General features: G+C 68.5%; 16 protein-coding genes. 12 read left to right on the top strand and 4 right to left on the bottom strand.

The window, feature by feature from the left end:
* On the bottom strand, positions 1 to 563 hold a 563-nt coding region (gene idi / locus ETD86_RS39895), incomplete at its 3' end, for an isopentenyl-diphosphate Delta-isomerase (RefSeq protein WP_211370614.1).
* A gap of 105 nt (positions 564 to 668) precedes the next feature.
* Here idi and ETD86_RS39890 point away from each other — a divergent pair.
* Positions 669 to 1,973 (top strand): MFS transporter, encoded by a 1,305-nt coding sequence (locus tag ETD86_RS39890; RefSeq protein WP_138671822.1) that lies wholly within the window; start codon positions 669 to 671, stop codon positions 1,971 to 1,973.
* Here the strand turns inward: ETD86_RS39890 and ETD86_RS39885 are convergent.
* A complete protein-coding gene (locus ETD86_RS39885) occupies positions 1,924 to 3,324 on the bottom strand; it encodes a CCA tRNA nucleotidyltransferase (RefSeq protein WP_138671821.1) in 1,401 nt (466 codons plus the stop codon). The genes ETD86_RS39890 and ETD86_RS39885 overlap by 50 nt on opposite strands.
* A gap of 166 nt (positions 3,325 to 3,490) precedes the next feature.
* On the opposite strand from ETD86_RS39885, the gene ETD86_RS39880 reads away from it, so the two are divergent.
* The 8 genes from ETD86_RS39880 (at position 3,491) to trxA (ending at position 12,425) form a co-directional block, all read left to right on the top strand.
* Positions 3,491 to 4,015: an aminoacyl-tRNA deacylase gene (locus tag ETD86_RS39880; protein WP_138671820.1), complete on the top strand. Its 525-nt coding sequence runs from the start codon at positions 3,491 to 3,493 to the stop codon at positions 4,013 to 4,015.
* A 50-nt stretch (positions 4,016 to 4,065) separates the two neighbouring features.
* Positions 4,066 to 6,189, top strand: a complete 2,124-nt coding sequence (locus ETD86_RS39875) for a DUF6049 family protein (protein WP_138671819.1) — start codon at positions 4,066 to 4,068, stop codon at positions 6,187 to 6,189.
* A gap of 6 nt (positions 6,190 to 6,195) precedes the next feature.
* A complete protein-coding gene (gene murJ, locus ETD86_RS39870) occupies positions 6,196 to 7,803 on the top strand; it encodes a murein biosynthesis integral membrane protein MurJ (RefSeq protein ID WP_246148967.1) in 1,608 nt (535 codons plus the stop codon).
* Between the two features lie 152 nt (positions 7,804 to 7,955).
* The gene (locus tag ETD86_RS39865) at positions 7,956 to 9,464 is read left to right on the top strand and encodes a protein kinase family protein (RefSeq protein ID WP_138671818.1); all 1,509 of its coding nucleotides are present in this window, start codon (positions 7,956 to 7,958) and stop codon (positions 9,462 to 9,464) included.
* 15 nt (positions 9,465 to 9,479) lie between these two features.
* Positions 9,480 to 10,115 (top strand): RNA polymerase sigma factor SigM, encoded by a 636-nt coding sequence (sigM, locus tag ETD86_RS39860; RefSeq protein ID WP_138671817.1) that lies wholly within the window; start codon positions 9,480 to 9,482, stop codon positions 10,113 to 10,115.
* Positions 10,105 to 10,974, top strand: a complete 870-nt coding sequence (locus ETD86_RS39855; protein WP_138671816.1) for an anti-sigma factor family protein — start codon at positions 10,105 to 10,107, stop codon at positions 10,972 to 10,974. Before sigM ends, ETD86_RS39855 begins: the two co-directional genes overlap by 11 nt.
* Before the next feature lie 193 nt (positions 10,975 to 11,167).
* Positions 11,168 to 12,100 (top strand): thioredoxin-disulfide reductase, encoded by a 933-nt coding sequence (gene trxB / locus ETD86_RS39850; RefSeq protein WP_138671815.1) that lies wholly within the window; start codon positions 11,168 to 11,170, stop codon positions 12,098 to 12,100.
* Between the two features lie 10 nt (positions 12,101 to 12,110).
* Positions 12,111 to 12,425 (top strand): thioredoxin, encoded by a 315-nt coding sequence (gene trxA / locus ETD86_RS39845; RefSeq protein ID WP_138671814.1) that lies wholly within the window; start codon positions 12,111 to 12,113, stop codon positions 12,423 to 12,425.
* 190 nt (positions 12,426 to 12,615) lie between these two features.
* Here trxA and ETD86_RS39840 read toward each other — a convergent pair whose 3' ends face one another.
* Positions 12,616 to 13,233, bottom strand: coding sequence for a GNAT family N-acetyltransferase (locus tag ETD86_RS39840; protein WP_138671813.1), 618 nt, complete (start codon positions 13,231 to 13,233; stop codon positions 12,616 to 12,618).
* 176 nt (positions 13,234 to 13,409) lie between these two features.
* Here ETD86_RS39840 and ETD86_RS39835 point away from each other — a divergent pair, with 176 nt between their 5' ends.
* From ETD86_RS39835 to ETD86_RS39825, 3 genes are all read left to right on the top strand, one after another.
* Entirely contained in the window at positions 13,410 to 14,735 is a 1,326-nt protein-coding gene (locus ETD86_RS39835) for an aminotransferase-like domain-containing protein (RefSeq protein ID WP_425465688.1), read from the top strand.
* Between the two features lie 855 nt (positions 14,736 to 15,590).
* Positions 15,591 to 16,547, top strand: a complete 957-nt coding sequence (locus tag ETD86_RS39830) for a D-alanine--D-alanine ligase family protein (RefSeq protein WP_138671811.1) — start codon at positions 15,591 to 15,593, stop codon at positions 16,545 to 16,547.
* Between the two features lie 739 nt (positions 16,548 to 17,286).
* Positions 17,287 to 18,336, top strand: coding sequence for a threonine aldolase family protein (locus ETD86_RS39825; protein WP_138671810.1), 1,050 nt, complete (start codon positions 17,287 to 17,289; stop codon positions 18,334 to 18,336).
* A gap of 1,045 nt (positions 18,337 to 19,381) precedes the next feature.
* Here ETD86_RS39825 and ETD86_RS39820 read toward each other — a convergent pair.
* Positions 19,382 to 20,344, bottom strand: coding sequence for a ParB/RepB/Spo0J family partition protein (locus ETD86_RS39820; protein ID WP_138671809.1), 963 nt, complete (start codon positions 20,342 to 20,344; stop codon positions 19,382 to 19,384).
* Between the last annotated feature and the right edge of the window lie 247 nt (positions 20,345 to 20,591).

Genomic DNA, 20,591 nt, shown 5'->3' with positions numbered 1-20,591 from the left:
AGGGTGGACGGCGAGGCGGGGTGCCAGAGGAGCGGGTCGGAGCCGAGCTCGATCAGCAGCGGCACCTGCTCCCGGCACCAGGGCGAGATCGCCAGCAACCCGTTCCGGACGCCTTCGGCGAACTCCTTCCACGGCATCCACCGCACCTCCCCCACCTCCTCCGGGTTGGGCGCGACGGGCCCGTCGATCGTGACGCGGTAGACCGGGCACAGCTCGTGCTCGACGATGCCGTTGGCCATGACGGCCCGGTACGCGAAGCCGGGCAGCAGCAGATCCACCCGCTGGACGGCGAGTCCGAGCTCATACGACAGCCGGCGCACGACGGCCCGATCCAGCGCCTCTCCCGGCAACGGGTGACCGCAGCAGCTGTTGGTCCAGACCCCCGGCCAGGTGACCTTGTGATCGGCCCGCTTGGTGAGCAGCACGCGACCTTCGTGATCGAAGACATAGCTGGAGAACGCCAGATGGAGCGGGGTCTCCCGGCCGTGCACCGACGTCTTGGGCGCGGTGCCGAGCGCCCGGCCGTCACGATCGACCAGCACAACGTGTTCCTCAGTCGTCACGCTATGAAGCGTACGAGATCGTGACCACCGCTGGGAACGCCGGGCACACCTGCGGCACCACCTCCGCCGCATCCTATGAGACGGCCGCTTGGCTAGGCTGGCGGCGTGTCATTCGTCGCCGACCTCCGCGTGGTTCTCCGCGGCAGGGACTTCAGAAGGTTGTTCGGCACGCGCCTGGTCTCCCAGTTCTCCGACGGGATCTTCCAGTTCGCGGTCACCGGCTTCGCCTTCTTCAGCCCCGAGAGCCAGACGACCGCGCTCCAGGTCGCCGCGGGCCTGGCGGTGTTGTTGTTGCCGTACAGCCTGCTCGGTCCGTTCGTCGGCGTGTTCATCGACCGCTGGTCGCGGCGCCAGATCCTGGTGGTCGCGCCCTTCGTGCGCGGCGCGCTGCTGCTGGTCGCGGCCGGGCTGGTCGCCGCCGACGTGCCGGATCCCTTCTTCTACGCCGCGGCGCTGGCCGTGCTCGGCGTCAACAGGTTCTTCCTCGCCGCGCTGGGCGCCTCGCTGCCGCACGTGGTGCCCACCGAGCGGCTGCTGGCGGCCAACGCGGTCACGCCCACGTCGGGCACCGTGGTGACGTTCGTGGGCGCGGGGGTGGGGTTCCTCCTGCGGGAGCTGTTCGGCGGCGACGACTCCGGCGTGGCGCTGTTGCTGGTCACCTCAGGGGTGGTGTTCGGGCTGAGCTCGCTGGTCGCGCGGACGATGGACCGGCAGTTGCTCGGCCCCTGGAACGACCCCAGCCGCCCGCAGGCCGGCAAGGCCGTCCGGAACGTGGTCGTCGGGCTGGTCGACGGCGCCAAGCACCTGGTCGGGCACCGGGTGGCGGCCGCCACCCTGGGCGCCATGGCCGCGCACCGTTTCTTCTACGGCATGGCGACGGCGCTCGGCATCATCCTCTACCGCTACTACTTCTACGATGGCGACACCGACGCCGCACTGCGCGGGGTCACCCTGGTCGTGGCCACCTCCGGCGTCGGCTATTTCCTGGCCGTGATCATCACTCCGTACGCGACCGAGCGGTTCACGATCGAGCGCTGGGTGCCGATCGCGCTGTCCGCGGCCGGCGTGCTGATGGCCGCGCTGGTGCTGCCGTTCCAGGAGTGGGGGCTGCCGATCGCGGGGTTCGTGCTGGGCGTGGCCGGGCAGAGCGTCAAGATCTGCGCCGACACCACGGTCCAGCGCGACGTCGAGGACATCTATCTGGGCCGCGCCTTCTCGATCTACGACATGCTGTTCAACGGCATGTACGTCCTCGCCGCGGCCCTGTCGGCGGTGATCCTGCCCGCGAACGGCAAGTCGTACCTGGCCGTCGTGATCGCCGCGGTCGGCTACCCCCTCGCGGCGCTCGCGTACCGGATGATCACCGGCCGAGATCGTTCGACCTCGCCCACTCCGACAACGCCTCGGTAGCCGCCTCCTTGCCGATCATGCCCTTGTCGAGCCTGAGTTCGAGCAGGAACTTGTAGGCCCGGCCCACCACCGGCCCGGGCCCGATGCCCAGGACACGCTGGATCTCGTTGCCGTCGAGCTCGGGCCTGATCTTGGCCAGCTCCTCCTCATCGGCGAGCCTGGCGATGCGCTCCTCGAGGTGGTCGTAGGTACGCGACAGCGCGGCGGCCTTGCGCTTGTTGCGGGTGGTGCAGTCGGCCCTGGTCAGCTTGTGCAGCCGGTCCAGCAGGTGCCCGGCGTCGCGTACGTAGCGGCGCACGGCGCTGTCGGTCCACTCGCCCGTCCCGTAGCCGTGGAAGCGCAGGTGCAACTCCACCAGGCGGGCGACGTCCGCCACCACATCCTTGGGGAACTTCAGCTCGGCCATGCGCTTCTTGGTCAGCTGGGCGCCGACCACCTCGTGGTGGTGGAACGACACCCTCCCGCCCGCCTCGTGGCGGCGCGTCTTCGGCTTGCCGATGTCGTGCAGGAGTGCCGCCCAGCGCAGGATCCGGTCCGGCTTGCCGTCCTCCTCCTGCGCGATGGCCTGGTCGAGCACGGTCAGCGAGTGCTCGTAGACGTCCTTGTGGCGGTGGTGCTCGTCGATCTCCAGGCGCAGCTTGGGCAGCTCGGGCAGCACGTGGGCGGCCAGCCCCGTCTCGACCAGCAGCCGCAGCCCCTCTCGCGGGTAGGCGCCGCAGACGAGCTTGTCGAGCTCGTCGCGGATGCGCTCGGCGGAGACGATCTCGATGCGCTCGGCCATCGCCGTCATGGCCGCCAGCGCCTTGGCGTCCACGGAGAAGCCGAGTTGCGAGGCGAACCTGGCGGCGCGCAACATGCGCAGCGGGTCGTCGTCGAAGGACCGCTCCGGCGTGCCGGGCGTGCGCAGCCGCTTGGCGGCCAGGTCGTCGAGCCCGCCGTACGGGTCCACGAACTCGTGGCCCGGCAGCCGCACCGCCATGGCGTTGGCCGCGAAGTCACGCCGCTCCAGGTCGGCCTGCAGCGTCTCGCCGTACATGACCTCGGGCTTGCGGGACTTCGGGTCGTAGGCCTCGCTGCGGTAGGTGGTGATCTCGATCAGCCAGCTGCCCTTGCGCAGCCCGACCGTGCCGAAGTCGATGCCTATCGTCCACACCGAGTCGGCCCAGTCCCTGACGAGCTCCAGCACCCGCTCCGGGCGGGCGTCGGTGGTCAGGTCGAGATCGTTGCCGCTGCGGCCGAGCAGGAGGTCACGCACGGGACCGCCGACGAGGGCCAGCTCGTGGCCTTTCGCAGCGAAGCGGCGGCCGAGCTCGTCGGCCACCGGGGCGATCTTGCGGAACAGGTCGGTCATGGCCCGCTGCTGGCTTTCAGTCAAAGTTGAGTCGGACAAACCGGGTCGGGTCCTTCGTCGGTCTTTGCTTCCGGAACATATCCCCCGAGCCACACCGGGTCCGGGTTACCGTCGGTCAAGGGACCGTCGGGGGCCATGGCAACGAGGCTGAGGCTAGGAGGTCTATATGAAGGACGCCCTCGCGATCCACCGCTGGCTCCTCGCACACCAGGTCCATCATGAGATCGTACGCCTTCCGCGCCCTATGACTTGCGCGGACGAACTGCCCGAGACGCTCTCAGCGGCGCCCGAGAGGTGCCTGATGGTCACGGTTCTCGAGGTCGCCTCGAGGGTCGGCGACGAGGCCGTCGTCGCGGTCGTCTCTTCGGTGGCGGCTCCCCCACGTCCAAGAGCCGTTGGCGGCCTGCTCGGCATGCGCCAGGTACGGCCGGCTCCGGCCCACGTCGTCAACGCGACCACCGACTACGCCCACGGACTGGTCTGTCCGCTGCTGCTGCCGGACTCGCTGCCGATGCTCATCGACGACCGGCTACGCACCGGGACGGAGCCGGTCTTCACCCCCACCGGCGAACGCCATACCGCCCTTGCCATCCGCGCTCTCGACCTGCTGACACTACTGCCAGGCAAGATGGTCGACCTGTGCGGCACACGCCCTAGAGGATCTCGTGTGGCGGTCGCGCGGCGGCACTGAGCCCGTACCATTGCGGGCGTGCGTCGTCGTCCTCCAGCTCGGGCATCCGCGTGATCCGTAAGGCCACGCTGCTCGCCGTGCTGTCCGCCGCGTTGCTCGCCCCCCTAGTGGCCGCGGCGCCGAGCACGGCTGCCGCGATCGTGCGCCGGCTACCGTTCGCCGTGACGATCACGTCGATCACACCGGACATCCCGAAGAACCAGACCGATGTGATCAAGTTCACCGGCACGGTGCGCAACGACACCGGCGCGCCGCAGTCGGGGTTGCGTGTACGACTGCGCTACCAGGCGCAGCCGTTCACCGACCGCGCCTCTATGGCGGCGTACGAGACCGATCCGAACATCGCGCTGCCGAGGATTCCCTCCAGCAACTCGGCCATGGACATCCCGCCGCTCGCGGCCGGCCAGACGGCGCGCTGGGAGTTCACGGCGACGCCCATCCAGATGGGGCTGCGGACGTTCGGCGTCTATCCGATCGCGGTGGACGTGTCACAGAACCTCGTCTCGCTGGCGGCCCAGCGGACCTTCCTCACGTACGCGCCCGCCACGGTGCCCAAGCCGCCGCGCAACAAGCTGGCGATCGCGCTGCCCGTCATCGACCAGCCGCACCGGGCGACCGACACCGACCCGGCGCCGGGGGCGAACGGCGAGGCCCTGTTCGTCGACGACAAGCTGAGCCAGTCGATCACCGGCAAGGGCCGGCTGGCCGACGTGGCGGCCATCGCCCGGTCCGCGCCCCGCAGCGTCACCTGGTTCGTCGACCCCTCCCTGTTCGACGACCTCGACATGATGACCAGGAACTACCGGGTCAGGAAGAAGGACGGCGCGGAGCGCAGGCCGGCCAATGCCGAGGCGGGGCAGTGGCTGACGACCATGCGCACCTCGCTGGCCTCCGCCCCCGTGGTCGCGGTCCCGTACGCCGATCCGGATGTGGCCGCGCTCGCGCACCAGGGGCTGGACGGCTGGACCAACAGGGCGATCCAGCTGGGCGGGCAGAAGGCCAAGGCGCTGCTCAATCGCGACGACGTGAAGACCACCATCAACTGGCCGGCCTCCGGCCTGCTCGACCCCGACGCGCTGGACCTGCTCTCGGTCAGCGACGACAAGGTCAACACGGTCCTGCTCAACTCGACCAACCTGCCGCCCGAGCCGCCGGTCACGTTCACGCCCGATGCCGCCACGACGCTCGACTCGGTGAACGGCCCGGTCACCGCGCTGGTCGCGGACCCCGAGCTGAGCCGGCTGTTCGAGCCGACGGCCCCCACGTCCGTGCTGCTCAGCACGCAACGCTTCATCGCCGAGACCGCGATGATCTCCGCCGAGCCCGGACAGACCCAGCCGAGGTCGCTGGTCATCGCCCCGTCACGGCGCTGGGACCCCAACCCGACGCTCGTCACCAACCTGATGAAGACCGCGGGCCGGCTGCCGTGGCTGCAGCTGACCACGCTGGAGTCCATCAAGCCGGGCAAGACCTCGGTTCCCCGCGCGGGCCTGACCTACACCGATGAGGACCGTAAGGAAGAGCTGAGCGCGAAATACCTGAAGCCGGTCAACGAAGTAGCGTCGAACGCGCAGCTCACGGCCCTGGTCACCACCACCAGGACGCAGTCGAGCTTCGACGCGGCGGTGCTCAGACTGACCTCGTCGGCCTGGCGCAACAGCACGCGTATGGGCCGCTCGGTGACCAACCGGGTGGGCGCGGCCGTCACGGAGCGCATGAACAGGGTCGAGATCGTCGAGGCCAGACCCGACCGGCCGCGTACGCTCGCCGGCAGCGACGGCTTCGTCCCCATCAGCGTGCGCAACTCCCTGGGCGCCCCCATCACCCTGTACATCGAGGTCACGTCCAACAACCGCAAGCTGCTGCAGGTCAACTTCCAGCAGCAGGAGCCCTTGTCCATCGGCGTCGGGCAGAGCGGCACGGTGCAGGTGCCGATGACCGCCACCAGTGGCACCAGCGGCGACACGACCGTGACCGTCCAGCTCAAGACCGCTGACGGCAAGGCGTACGGCAAGCCACAGCGGCTGACCATCCGCACCACCGGCTACACCGGCGTCGCCTCGGTGATCGTGGGGGCGGCGCTCACCGTGATGCTCGCCGCCGTGGTGACGCGGGTGGTGCGGCGCAGGTCGGAGCGGAAGAGCGCGCGGTCCGCCAGAAACCGGAGAGAGTGAGACCATATGAGCCGCATGTTGCGGGCCAGCGCCATCATGGCGGCGGGCACGATGGTGTCCAGGGTCACCGGGTTCGTGCGGACCATGGTGCTCGCCTACGCCATCGGCACGGCGGCGCTGGGCGACTCCTACAACGCGGCGTACGCGATCCCGTACAGCATCCTCGACCTGCTGCTCCTGGGCGTGTTGAGCAGCGTCATCGTGCCGATGATCGTCCGGGCGCAACAGCAGGACCCCGACGGTGGCCGGGCCTACGAGCAGCGGCTGCTGACCGTGGCCACGGTCACGCTCGTGGGCGTCGCGGTGCTGGCGGTGTTCGCCGCGCCGCTGCTCATCGACCTCTACACCGACTGGGCGCCGGGCAGCAAGAAGTTCGAGGTCGGGGTCACGCTCGCCCGGTTCGTCCTGCCGCAGCTGGCCTTCTTCGGCGTGGGCGCGGTGGCGGGCGCCATCCTCAACACCCGTGACCGCTACGGCGCTCCCATGTGGGCGCCGGTGCTCAACAACCTGGTCGTCATCTGCGTGTTCGTGGCCTACGCCGTGGTGAGCTCGGCCAAGGACGACATCGAGCGGGTGAGCAACGGGGAGCTGGCGCTGCTCGGGCTGGGCACCACGGCCGGCATCGTGGCGCAGGCCGTCGTGTTGATCGTCGCCTTGCGGCGGGCCGGCTTCTCGTTCATGCCGCGCTTCGACGTGTGGAACGCCCGGCTCGGTGAGATGGCCAAGGCCGGCGTCTGGACGATCGGTTATGTGATCGTTACCCAGCTGGGTTTCCTGCTGACGACCAACCTGTCGAGCGCGGCCGGTGACGCGGTGCCGGGGCACGGCATCAGCCCGTACACGCTGGCGTTCCAGCTCTTCCAGCTGCCGTACGGCGTCATCGGCGTCTCGGTGATCACGGCCATGCTGCCGCGGATGAGCCGGGCCGTCGGGGAGGGCCGCTTCGACGACGTGCGCAGCGAGTTCGGGTCGAGCGTGAAGCTCGTCTGCGCGTTGATGGTGCCGGTGTCGCTGCTGCTCATGGTGCTCGGCCCGGCGATCACCGTGCCGATTTACGGTCACGGGGCCAACAGCGTGGCCGACGCCGTGTACATCGGCAACGTGTTGCAGGTCTACGGCCTGGCGCTGGTGCCGTTCTCGGTGTTCCAGCTGCTGCTGCGGGTCTTCTACAGTTTCGGCGACACCCGTACGCCGGTCTTCGTCGGGGCGGGCACGACGGCGGTCAACGCGGGGTTGATGGTGGTCTTCTACATGGTGCTGCCGGCCGCGTACGCCGTGATGGGACTGGCTCTGGCGTACGCGATCGCGTACGGGATGGGCGCGATCCTGGCCTGGTGGCTGGCCGGCCGCCGGGTGCACGGGCTCGGCGGGTGGGGCGTGGGCATGGCGCTGACCAGGATGTACCTTGCCTCGTTGCCCACGGCCGTGCTGGCACTGGCTGCGGTCTGGGTGGTCACGCAGGTGTTCGGCGGGCTAGGGTTCGTCAATTCGCTGATCGTTCTGGCCGTCGGCGGAGGTCTCGGACTGCTGCTGTACCTCGGCGTGGCGCACAGAATGCGCATACCGGAGGTCAACTCGATCGTTGGGATGGTCGCGAGACGGGTAGGTCGGTAAAGAAACTCGGCACTACCATGGAGGCCGACACGCGCGAATGGAAGCAGGAGGGGCGTGGGCGGATCCACCCGGCATAGCGTGCCTTCGTGGGACACGACCACGCAGGTGAGTCGAGTCATGAACACGCCCGATCGGCCAAGCGGAGTGAGCCTGTGAGCACGTCGGCCGTCGAACCCGGCACCCGTCTTGCCGAGCGCTTCCGGCTCGAGGACCGCGTCAGCGAGTCCGATGGAGCCACCTTGTGGAAGGCCATTGACGAGATCCTGGCCCGGCCGGTGGCCGTGCACACCTTCGCGCCGGACTTCCCCCGTGTGCACGAGGTCGTCACGGCTGCCCGCTCCGCGAGCAGGCTCACCGATCCGCGTCTGACTCAGGTCTTCGACGCGGCAGAAGACGACAAGCACGCGTACGTCGTCAGCGAGTGGGTCACCGGGGAGACGCTCACCGACCTGCTGGCCTCGGGCCCGCTGGAGCCCGAGCGTGCTGCCGGGCTGGTGGCCGAGGCCGCCGAGGCCCTCGCGCACGCCCACGAGGCCCGGCTCTATCACCTGTGCCTGCGCCCCTCGCACCTGGTGTGGACGACCGGAAACACGGTCAAGGTGCTCGGCGTCGCCGTCGACGCGGCGATGTACGGGCTGACCACCGACCAGCCGGCGCTCGACGACGCCGAGGGCCTGGGCCGGCTGCTCTACGCCGGTCTGACCGGTCACTGGCCGGGCGACGAGGAAGAGGGCGGGCTGCCTGCGGCTCCCATGACCGACGGCCACTTCTGCACGCCCCGCCAGGTCACCGCCGGCGTACCCGGCTACCTCGACACGGTGACGGTGCGGGCCTGCCTGCCCGAGTCCCGGAGGGGCCAGGGCGCGCTGGCCAGCCCGGCCGAGGTCGCCGAGTCGCTGGCCGATGTGGCCAGGCCCATGCCGATCCCCATGGCCTATCCCTCGACGCCCGCCGTGGCCTCCGCCTCACACACCGAGGGCCTGGACATCGCCCACCGCCAGCAGCTTCACGTTCCCCCGGTGCGGCAGGCACCGCGGCGGCAGTCCGGCGGCGGCAGCACCGTCAACAGGGTGCTGATGACGCTGGTGGTGCTGCTCGTCATCGCCGCGGTCGGCGTCGGCGCCTGGACGATCGGCCGGAGCCTGGGCAGCCCCACCGACCCCGAGGCCAAGGGTTCCACCCCGACCGTCACGGCCACGGCTTCGTCGCCCGTCCAGGCCGTCGAGCCGGAGAAGGCCCAGGGCTTCGACCCGCTCGGCGACAAGGACGAGAAGTCGGAGAAGGCCGGACTGGCCATCGACGGCAAGCCCAGCACCTTCTGGGAGACCGAGGGCTACACCAGCGCCGAGCTGGGCAACCTCAAAAAGGGTGTAGGGCTGCTGCTCGACATGGGCAAGTCCGTTCAGATCAGCGACGTGGCCGTTACGCTGGCCGATACATCTGGCGCGACCGTCGAGCTCAAGGTGGGCGACTCGCCCGATCTCAACGCATTGAAGACGGTCGCGACCGAGAAGGACGCGGCAGGCAAGACCACGCTGACCCCTGATCAGGCAGCAAGCGGGCAGTACGTTTTGATCTGGTTTACGCGTGTTCCGGCGGATGCAGGCAAGTTTCATGGCACCATCTATGAAGTAGTGGTGCACTCTCCCGGATCGGCATAATCAGGAATCTCTCTTGTGAACTCCCCACCCGAGACACCCTCAGCAGCGGAGCGGCCGGCGGTAACAGACGCCGAGCTGCTGACCGCGCACATCAACGGGGATCCTCACGCCTTCAGCGAAATCGTCAAGAGGCACCGCGACCGCATGTGGGCGGTCGCCCTGCGGACGCTCGGTGACCCGGACGAGGCCGCCGACGCCGTGCAGGACGCCTTCGTCTCCGCCTATCGCAAAGCCGCCACGTTTCGCGGCGAGGCAGCCGTCACGACCTGGCTGCACCGCATCGTGGTCAACGCCTGCCTCGACAGGATGCGCCGCAAGTCCGTCCGCCCGGTGGCCGACGACGAGCTCATCGAAGCCGCCGAACGCGAGACGCCGATGCCCGACCAGACCGTCGAGCGCGAGGTCTCGATGGAGGTTTCGGCCGCGCTGAAACTCCTGCCCGCCGACCAGCGTGCGGCGCTGGTCCTCGTCGACATGATGGGCTATTCGGTCGAAGACGCAGCTCAGGTGCTCGAGGTGCCCAGCGGCACCGTGAAGAGCCGGTGCGCCCGAGGACGCGCGAAACTTGCCCCAATTCTTTCGCATCTGCGGAACCGAACGGACCTCAATCGCGTCTCATCCGCGAAGGGAGCAGAACTTCGTGACGGGTGATACGCACTACGATCTGGACATCCTGGCCGATTTGGCCGAGGGTCTCCTAGACGTCGCCAAGGCGAGCCAGGTCCGCGAGCATCTCGCGGTCTGCGACCCCTGTGGGGAGCTACTGGCCGATCTGGCGGCGGTTCGCGAGGTGCTCGCTGCGACTCCCACGCCGGCCATGCCGATGGGTGTCGCACTGCGCATCGACAAGGCCCTGACGGCCGAGGCCGAGTCTGGGCGCGGAGGCGTCGGTCTCGTGGAAGCACCTGACTGGGACGAGCTCATGCGGGACGCCCCGTGGGAGCGGCCGATCGAGGCCCCCGAGCCCGTGCGCTTGGGTGTGGTCTCCCACGACGGCACGATCGTCCCGGGCAGAGCGAGAACCGTCAGGCGGCGCCGATGGGCGATGCCCGCGGTGGCGGCCGCGGCAGCAGCCGCCGTGGTGGGCACGGCCGTGGTCTCGACGGGTCTGCTCGCCTCCGGCGGAGGTGGCGGCAGCGCGCCCCCGCCTGTCGCGCAGCCGAACACGGACGTGAGCAAGAGTCCGCAGAAGGCCAGGGCGTACACCGTGACCGACAGCGGCTACAACTACAGCAACCAGGAGCTGCGGCAGCCGCTCGAGCGGTTCTTCGGCTTCGCCACGGTGCTGGGCGGCGAGGGCGCCAGCGCAGACCAGGTCGCCAAGTGCGCGAGCAAGGTCAGCAGCCGGAGCAAGCTGGACGTCTTCGCGGTCGACCAGGGGCAGTACAACGGGCAGGAGGCCCTCGTCTTCGCCTCGTGGAAGAACAAGGCGGCCAAGAAGATCCGCATCGACATCGTCGATCCGTTCTACTGCAAGAACCTGCGTAAGCCCACCCTGGGCCGCTGGTAGTCGAGGTCCGCGTGAGAGCCCGCTTCGGCGGGCTCTTTCTTTTGCGGGTAAAGTGCCGCCTTGTGCCGTCGTACGCCGACCGCTGCGACGGAGGTCTTCCGTTTCGCCCGGGCGTCGTGGGTAGGGCTGGGAATCACGGCGGCCTAGGATCTGTTGACGCCGGTGCAACAGCAGACGAGGAAGGCGTGGCGCGTTGAGCGACGTTCGTAACGTGATCATCATTGGGTCCGGCCCAGCTGGCTACACCGCGGCCGTCTACTCCGCGCGCGCCGAGCTCAAGCCACTGATCTTCGAGGGCTCCGTCACCGCGGGCGGCGCGCTCATGAACACCACCGACGTGGAGAACTTCCCCGGGTTCCCCGACGGCATCATGGGCCCCGACCTGATGGACAACCTGCGTAAGCAGGCCGAGCGGTTCGGCGCCGAGCTGGTCGCCGACGACGTGATCGAGGTGGACCTGGAGGCGAACCCCAAGGTCGTCAAGACGCACACCGAGACCTACTACGCCAAGTCCGTCATCCTGGCCATGGGCTCCGGTTACCGCGAGCTCGGCCTGGTCAACGAGAAGCGCCTGTCCGGCCACGGCGTGTCCTGGTGTGCGACCTGTGACGGGTTCTTCTTCCGCAACAAGGACATCGTGGTCGTCGGCGGGGGCGACACGGCGATGGAGGAGGCCACGTTCCTGACCCGGTTCGGGCGCATGGTGACGGTCGTGCACCGCCGCGACTCGCTGCGGGCCAGCAAGATCATGCAGGATCGGGCGCTGGCGAACGACAAGATCCGCTTTGTCTGGGACTCCCAGGTCGTGGACGTGCTCGGCGACACCCACGTCGAGGCCGTGAAGCTGCGCAACGTCAAGAACGGCGAGGAATGCGAGCTGGCCACGGACGCGTTGTTCCTCGCCATCGGCCACGATCCGCGTACGGACCTGGTGAAGGGCCAGATCGACCTCGACGAGAACGGCTACATCAAGGTCGCCTCGCCGAGCACGGCGACCAACATCCCGGGCGTCTTCGCCGCGGGCGACGTCGTCGACCACACCTACCGCCAGGCCATCACCGCGGCCGGCACCGGCTGTGCGGCCTCGCTCGACTCCGAGCGCTGGCTCGCCGACAACGAGAAGTAAGGAGCGCACCGTGAAGGCTGTCACCGACGCCACTTTCGAAGCCGAGGTCCTCAAGAGCGACAAGCCCGTGCTGGTCGACTTCTGGGCCGAGTGGTGCGGCCCGTGCCGTCAGGTCGCGCCCATCCTGCAGGAGATCGCCAATGAGCACGGCGACAAGCTGGAGATCGTCAAGCTCAACATTGACGAGAACCCCGAGGTTCCGCGCCAGTACGGTGTGCTCCAGATTCCCACGCTGAACGTCTACAAGGGCGGGGAGGTCGTGAAGCAGATCATCGGCGCCAAGCCGAAGGCCATGCTGCTTCGCGAGCTCGACGGCATCATCTAGTCGCCTCTTGCGGCGCGCCCCCCGAGCCCCTCGTGGTTTACCGCGAGGGGCTCTGTCGTGCGGCCTGGGCGGTGTGTGGCATCGATGCCGTACGGTGCGGGCGGGGTGCTGAGCGGGCCGGGCTCGGACTGCGTGCGGCCTGCGCGGGCCGGGTGCGGCTTGGACGGCGTATGGAGGGGCTGAGCGCCTCTTAGACGGGACGTAGCGCGCGTTCCGGACTCATGGAGCCCAGGAGCCGCTCCAAGGCCACCTCGACGTCCTCACGCCACGAAACGGCGGTCTTGAGCTCCAGTCGGAGCCGCGGGAATCGCAAATGCGGACGTACAGTCTTAAACCCCACAGAAAGCAAGTAATCCGCAGGAACGACGCAACTAGGCTCTTCCCACTTGAGGTCCCCGAAAGCTTCAATGGCTTTCACCCCACGCCGCGTCAGATCCTTGGCCACGCCCTGGATAAGCATCCGCCCCAGCCCGCCACCCGAGAACTCGGAAATGATGTGAGCCGTCATCAGCAACACGGCGTCAGCACTGACCGGCGAGGTGGGGAAGGCCACCGAACGCGGGCTGTAGAGCGGCGGGCTGTACAACACGAACCCCGCCGGCACCCCGTCGACATACGCGATTTTCCCGCAACTCCCCCACTCCAGCAGGGTGGCGGAGATCCAGGCTTCCTTCTCCAGTCCCGGGTCGCCCGAGTCCACCGCACGCTCCCCGCTGACGGGGTCGAGCTCCCAGAACACGCACCGCCGGCAGCGGCGCGGCAGATCTTCAAGATTGTCCAGGGTTATGTTGACCAGCCGGCGCGACAACTACGGCCCCTATCGTTGACCCGGAAAAGCGCGCGAAAACCGCGTCCACAACTGGCATCGTAGCCGAGTGAAGATACCGCCAGCGGACACCACGACGGTCGAGCCCGGTCACGTGCGACATGTCCGTCTGGCGTAATCTGGTACTTCCGCCCCATATGACACCTAGGAGGTGGGCCGTGACGGAAGAGCTGGATCACGGTCAGACACCCGCGACCCAAGGGTCGCGCATCGACGCCTACGTCGATCGGTACGCCGCGCGAGCTGCCGGGATGGTCGCCTCCGAGATCCGAGCTCTCTTCGCCGTCGCGTCGAGGCCCGAGGTGGTCTCGCTCGCGGGCGGCATGCCGTACGTCACGGCCCTCCCCCTCGACATGGTCGGCGAGTTGGTCTCCGACCTCGTCACCCGGCGCGGCCCGGTCGCGCTGCAGTACGGCTCCGGCCAGGGTGACCCGCACCTGCGCGAGCAGATCTGCGAGGTCATGCGACTGGAGGGGATCCAGGCCGGGGCGAACGACGTGGTCGTCACCGTGGGGTCGCAGCAAGCGCTCGATCTGATCACCCGCATCTTCATCGACCCGGGCGACGTGGTGCTCGCCGAGGGTCCCTCATACGTGGGAGCCCTTGGGACATTTGCCGCCTACCAGGCCAAAGTGGTGCATGTCGCCATGGACGATCAGGGCATCGTGCCCGAATCGCTGGCGCAGACCATCTACGCGCTGGAGACGGCCGGAGCGCCCATCAAGTTCCTCTACACGATCCCGACCTTCCAGAACCCCGCCGGGGTCACGCTGAACCTCGCCCGCCGGCAGCAGGTGCTCGACATCTGCCAGCGGGCCGGCGTACTGATCATCGAGGACAACCCGTACGGACTGCTCGGCTTCGACGGCGAGCCCATGCGTGCCCTGCGGGCCGACAATCCCGACGGCGTGGTCTATCTGGGGTCGTTCTCCAAGACCCTCGCCCCCGGCTTCCGCGTCGGCTGGGCGCTGGCCCCGCACGCCATCCGCGACAAGCTCGTGCTCGCCATGGAGTCGGCCGTGCTGTCCCACTCCTCCTTCACGCAGCTGGCCGTCGGCCAATACCTGGCCACGCAGCCGTGGCAGGAGCAGATCAAGACGTTCAAGGAGCTCTACCGCGAGCGCCGTGACGCGCTCGTGGACGCCCTCGACGCCCTGATGCCACCCGAGGTCACGTGGACCCGCCCCGCCGGCGGGTTCTTCGTCTGGGCCAGCCTGCCCGAAGGGCTCGACTCGAAGGCCATCCTGCCGCGGGCGGTGGCCGAGCGGGTGGCGTTCGTCCCCGGGACCGGGTTCTTCTCGGACGGCAGCGGGGCGCGGCACATGCGGCTGTCGTTCTGCTTTCCTGAGCCGGATCGGATCCGGGAAGGGGTGCGGAGGCTCGCTGGGGTGATCGAGCAGGAGATGCAACTGCGGGACACGTTCGGGACCGGCTCGGTACGCGAGCATCCCGGCGTGGACACCCCCGGCCCAGACCTGGCCTAGCGGCCGGCCGACGGCGGGTTCCCGCCCGTCGTCGGCGCACGGGCCGAGGCGGCGCATGCCTGGCCGCAGGGTTGCGGGGCGAGCCCGGTTTCTCGGGCACTTGGGCTCGCCTTCACTCCCTCGGCACCCCGCCTACGACGCCGCCCCCACAACACCACCTAGACCGAGACACCGCACCCGCCACGTCCCCAGGCACATCGCCATGCCTGCGCATGCACGCCACCATGCCGCCACGCGCACCGGCAATGCCTCCACGCACGCCACCGTGCCTCCATACCGGCCGCGCCTCCACGCACGCCGCAGCAGGACCCCTAACCGCACGCCGCCACACCATGGCCATGACCGCCGCAGACGTTCGCTGCCCGAACACGGCGCAATGCCTCCCACATCACCGCCGCGCAGCGGCTCATGGCCCGGCTCGCTCCAGCGACACCTGCGGCAGCTCTCACCTCGCGTCCGGTTCGCCTCCTCGCCTTGGCCGCCGTACCGGCCGGCCATCACGGCTCCTTGCCGCTACACGTCACACGCCATCCGGCAGGGCCAGGCGTTCGCGTTGCAACGAGGCCCGGCCGCGTCCTCCCCCGTTGACACCCGCCGCCGTTCACCACGCATGCTGCCGTCGCTGAGCGGCGGCGACCCGTATCCCAGTCAGCCAGCCACCATGGCCATGGAACACCGTTTGCGCCATTGGTAGGCCAGAAGGTGCAGAATCGGAAGCCAACACCGCCTACGTGAGCAGTCATGTGCACGGAATCCCACAGGCATGTGCAGAAACGCGGGAGAAGCACCTCACGTACACCATTCGCCCCGGACGCCGGTACGGTTGGACAGCGTTCGATCAGCGGAGGAGATGTGATGAGCGATCTGGGCCACGTGCTCGTGCTGGCCGGGGGCCTCTCCTACGAGCGGGAGGTGTCTCTGCGCTCGGGTCGCCGAGTCAGCGAGGTGCTGCGCGCCGCAGGCATCGACGTGGAGGCCCGTGACACCGACGCATCCCTCGTGCCGTCGATCCTCGCCGATCCCCCGGACGCGGTGTTCGTGACTCTGCACGGCGGCGCGGGCGAGGACGGCGCGATCCGTTCCGTCTTGGAGCTCCTCAACGTGCCGTACGTCGGCGCCGATCCGGACGCCTGTCGAGTCGCCTTCGACAAGCCCACCGCCAAAGCCGTCGTCCGCTCGGTCGGCCTCCGTACACCGGAGTCCGTCACCCTCCCCAAGGAGACGTTCCACGACCTCGGCGCAACCGTGGTGTTGGGCCGCATCGTCGAGCGGCTCGGCCTGCCCCTGTTCGTCAAGCCGGCCCGGGGCGGCTCCGCGCTGGGCGCGTCGATCGTACGCACGGCGGAGGAGCTCCCCGCCGCCATGGTCGGATGCTTCGCCTACGGCGACACCGCCCTGATAGAGCGATACGTCGAGGGCGTGGAGGTGGCGGTCTCGGTGGTGGACTTGGGCAACGGGCCGGTGGCGCTGCCAGCTGTGGAGATCGTCCCGGACGAGGGCGTGTACGACTACGCGGCCCGCTACACGGCCGGCCACACCGAGTTCTTCGCCCCGGCCCGTCTCTCCGCCCCGGCGGCTGCCGCCTGCGCCGAGACCGCCGTCACAGCCCACACCGCGCTGGGCCTACGTGACATCTCCCGCACGGACCTGATCGTCGACGCTGCCGACGTCCCCCACTTCCTTGAGGTCAACGTGGCCCCCGGCATGACGGAGACCTCACTCCTGCCCATGGCCGCCGAAGCGGCCGGCCAGGATCTGGGCGACCTCTGCCGCACCCTCCTCCAAAACGCCGCCACCCGCTCTCGCACCTGACTTCCCCACCGCACCCGAGTGCCTCCGCACACCTCGCAAGACCTGTGCGCCGTCGCGGTATTCGCAATCACCACGCCATCTTGACCATGCCGCCCCAAACGGGCCAGGCTCAGCACCACGAACGTCGCCACATCGCCACGTGCCGACAGGGTCCACACCCGGCGCCACCAAGGGCACCAGGGCACCAGGGCACCAGGGCACCAGGGCACCAGGGCACCAGGGCACCAGGGCACCGAGACGATAGCCCCCAGCAAGCGGCGAGGCGGCGGTCCCACCAAGCGCGACAGGTGGGGGGCCCTCCACCGATGACGGAACAGTAGGGCCATCAGGACAGCAGCCGAGCAACGTGACAGCGACACGACGGCCGAGCAACGCGGCAACACAAGACGACGGTCGGGTGTTGGGGGGACACGACGGCCGAGCAGCGCGACGACGACACGAAGGTCGAGTGGCACGGCAACACGAAACGACGGTCGGGTGGCGGGGCGCGGGATGCGGAGCACGGAGACGGTGTCGGCGCTGGACTCCAAGGCGGGAGATCAGGCGCGCCGGCCATCTTCCGCCACGCCGCGGCCTGTTTCCGTTGCCACGTTGGTCGGCCACCACAGCCCTCCACCCCCTACCCCTGTCCATCCGGCACCATTAGGTGTTCATGTCGCTCAACCGCCGTGCGGGCGCGTGCTCAGCGAGGTGGCAAGAGACTGAACGCCACAGAGACCACGAGTCGTAGCCTTACGGTGTGCTGATCGATTCGACGTACCCAAAGAGTTTCGCCAGCGACAACCACGCAGGCGTGCACCCCGACGTTCTCGAAGCCATAACGGCGGCGAACCACGGCGACGCGCCCGCGTACGGAGGAGACCGATGGACCTCGGTCTTCGAAGACAAGATCAAAGAGGTGTTCGGTCCGGGCGCGGAAGGCTTCGCGGTACTCAACGGCGCCGGCGCCAACATGGTCGGGCTGGCGCTCATGCTCGGCCGCTACGACGCCATCATCTGCCCTGACAGCGCCCACATCGCCACCCATGAAGCGGGAGCGGCGGAGCGCCTGCTCGGCGTGAAGCTGATGACGGTCCCCACCGAGCAAGGCAAGCTTCGTCCAGCCGACATCGAGGCTCGCCTGGGCGGCATCGGCAATCCGCACGAATCTCAGCCGACGGTCGTCTCCATTTCTCAAGCCACGGAGCTCGGCACGTGCTACTCCCCCGAAGAGATCGCCGACCTCGCCTCGGCGGCGCACGCGGCGGGCCTTCGCCTCCATGTAGACGGCGCCAGGCTCGCCAATGCCGCGGCCCACTTCGGCTGTGACCTGAAAGCCATCACGACGGACGCCGGGGTGGACGTGTTCAGCTTCGGTGGCACCAAGAATGGCGCCCTCGCCGCCGAAGCCGTCGTCGTCCTCGATCCCTCACTGACCGACGCTGTGCCGTTCCTGCGACGACAATCCCTTCAATTGGCCTCCAAGATGCGCTTCATCTCAGCGCAGCTTTCCGCCCTCCTGACGGACGACCTGTGGCGCCGGAACGCCGCACACGCCAACCAAATGGCAGTGCGCTTGGCTGAGGGCATCGCGGACGTACCTGGCGTCTCCCTCGCCCAGCCCGTCCAGTCCAATGCCGTCTTCGCCACCCTGCCGTCCGCCATCACGGAGACCCTCCGCCGCCGTTACCTCTTTCATCCTTGGGACGAAGCGACGGGCGTCGTCCGCTGGATGACCGCCTTCGACACGACACCTGAACACGTGGACGACTTCCTCGATGACATTCGCAAGGCTGCCGCATCCTTGTAGGTCGACGATGCCGGAATGTGGTTTCACGTGAAACACGCCGCCATGGCCACCCAACCGGGCACGCCCTACCTCTACTCACGACGCGCCATGTCGCCGCTTCATGGTTTCACGTGAAACAGGCACCGTTACTAGACGGCCCCTTCGGACCGCACCGCGCCCGCACCACGTCAGGCACGTTCAGCGGGATAGGGCACAGCCCCAGAGATAGACGCAGCATCTAGTCCACGCAGCGCGAAGGCGGCGCAGCGCGGCACGGGGGCAGCGCGGCACGGGGGCAGCGGCACGCATGTAACGCGGGCGTGAGGGCGGCGCGGCATGAGGCGGCGCAGCGTCTGATCTCGGCGTGGTGTGTAGGCGGCATGATCCTTAGGCGGCACGGGAGGCAGCGCGGCACGGGAGGCAGCGGCACGCACGCCACGCGGGGGCCGGAGGCCCGCGCGGGCGCGGAGGCGGCATGACGCAAAGAGCGGCGAGCGCCGATGCATACGTGAGGGCGTTGTAGGCGTTGGACCCACAGGAGCGTGGCGTCGCCCCGCCCTCAAGGCAGCCTGTTTCACGTGAAACGTCGATGAGGCTGTACAGCTGCCAGGATGAGCGGCGGGTCGCGCCCACGTGCCACGCCGGGACCTCATCCGCTCACCGGCCGCCGACGGCCCCGTACAGGTGCGCTCCACCGATCCAGCTCAACTGATTCCTGGGGATGGCAGCGGCGGAAGAGGCGGCCAAGCTGGCCTGGTGATGATGCAGCATGACTGTTGGGTTCGAGGGCCGCGCAAGAGAATCGGGCGTGGCATGGCCGACGTCATCCGCGTCATCCATGCCATGCTCAGAAGAGGCAGCGAGACCGAGATCAAGGCCGAGTCGGACGGCGCACGGACTGCCTCTGCCCGTGTCAATCGACAACGCGAGAGGGGGTGCACACGCCCGGCGCGCGGGTGACCCACGTCATTGCGTGATCGGAGTCCGATGCCAATGGAGCCGTTGTTTCACGTGAAACCGGGAAACGTGGTCAGCCCTTTCCCGCCGCGCAACATGGTGGAGTCAATCAGTTCTCGGGTTCCCGCATGGCGCGGACAGCTTCTGGTGCCATGGTGCCGATGATGCGCTCCAGGTCGTCGATCGTGGCGAACTCCACGACGATCCGGCCCTTGCGCCGCCCCAAGTCGACCTTCACCTTGGTTTCGAAGTGATCCGAGAGGCGGTCGGCTAGATGGGTCAGGCCGGGCGCTGTGGGCTTGGCTGACTGGCGCTCACGGGGTGCATTCTTGGCGGCCTTGGCGCTGCCCATGGAGACGATCTCCTCCACGGCCCGCACTGAAAGGAGCTCCGCCACGATTCGCTTGGCCAATTGGATCTGCTCGTCGGCGGAGTCGAGGCCCAGGAGCGCTCGGGCATGGCCGGCGCTGATGACGCCGGCGGCCACCGTGCGCTGGACTTCAGGTGGAAGGTTCAGGAGACGCAAGGTGTTGGTGATATGCGAGCGCGAGCGCCCCACCTTCTGCGCCAACTGCTCATGCGTCGCCTGGAAGTCATCAAGGAGTTGCTGGTACGCGGCCGCCTCTTCAAGCGCATTCAGTTGCTCGCGCTGAAGGTTCTCAATGAGGGCGTCCCGGAGGAGATCGGTGTCCTGCGTGTTGCGGACAATGGCGGGAATCGGGTCTAGGCCGACCTGTTGGCACGCACGCCAGCGCCGCTCCCCCATGATCAGCTCATACTGGCCACCGCCGACTGAACGAACCACGATCGGCTGCAGCAGGCCGACCTCGCGGATGGATGCGGCCAGTTCCTCGAGTCTCTCATCGTCGAAGATCTCACGCGGCTGGCGGGGGTTCGGGACGATCGCTTTGAGCGCGACCTCCTTGAAATACGCTCCGGCAATCGGCTTGGGGCCAGCTTCCGCCGACGATCCGTTGGCCGGGGTCGCCATCGTCCCCGTGCCGTCAACGATGGGACCGGTCGGGATGAGCGCCCCGAGCCCCTTGCCCAATCCCCGCCGCTGCTGACTCACTGCGTCTCCTCATCCACCCGGCCGATTCCGGTCACTCCAGGAGAGGTTACCGTTGTGCGCCCGACAGAGCGCCCCCTCGCCACACACCGTCCTATTGGATTTACACCGACACGGTCACAAACCTGCCCAACCCGTGACTGTCCCCGGGGTGACTGACGTGTGCCTCCTCACCCCAGCCAGTCGGTCGGTCCCCACCTACTGACCGTGCCACGCCTCGTGCCCACGCCCCGTGCCCACACCCACGCAC

Source organism: Nonomuraea turkmeniaca, from assembly GCF_005889735.1.
Taxonomy (GTDB): Bacteria; Actinomycetota; Actinomycetes; order Streptosporangiales; family Streptosporangiaceae; genus Nonomuraea; species Nonomuraea turkmeniaca.
Note: the sequence above shows the minus strand (reverse complement) of the source record. Positions and strands in the feature narration are given on the sequence as shown.

What these genes read in the sequence shown, in the direction of transcription:
- ETD86_RS39885 (WP_138671821.1), bottom strand. Translation starts at nt 3,324, where the DNA reads ATGACCGACCTGTTCCGCAAGATCGCCCCGGTGGCCGACGAGCTCGGC.
- murJ (WP_246148967.1), top strand. Translation starts at nt 6,196, where the DNA reads ATGAGCCGCATGTTGCGGGCCAGCGCCATCATGGCGGCGGGCACGATG.
- ETD86_RS39880 (WP_138671820.1), top strand. Translation starts at nt 3,491, where the DNA reads ATGAAGGACGCCCTCGCGATCCACCGCTGGCTCCTCGCACACCAGGTC.
- ETD86_RS39830 (WP_138671811.1), top strand. Translation starts at nt 15,591, where the DNA reads ATGAGCGATCTGGGCCACGTGCTCGTGCTGGCCGGGGGCCTCTCCTAC.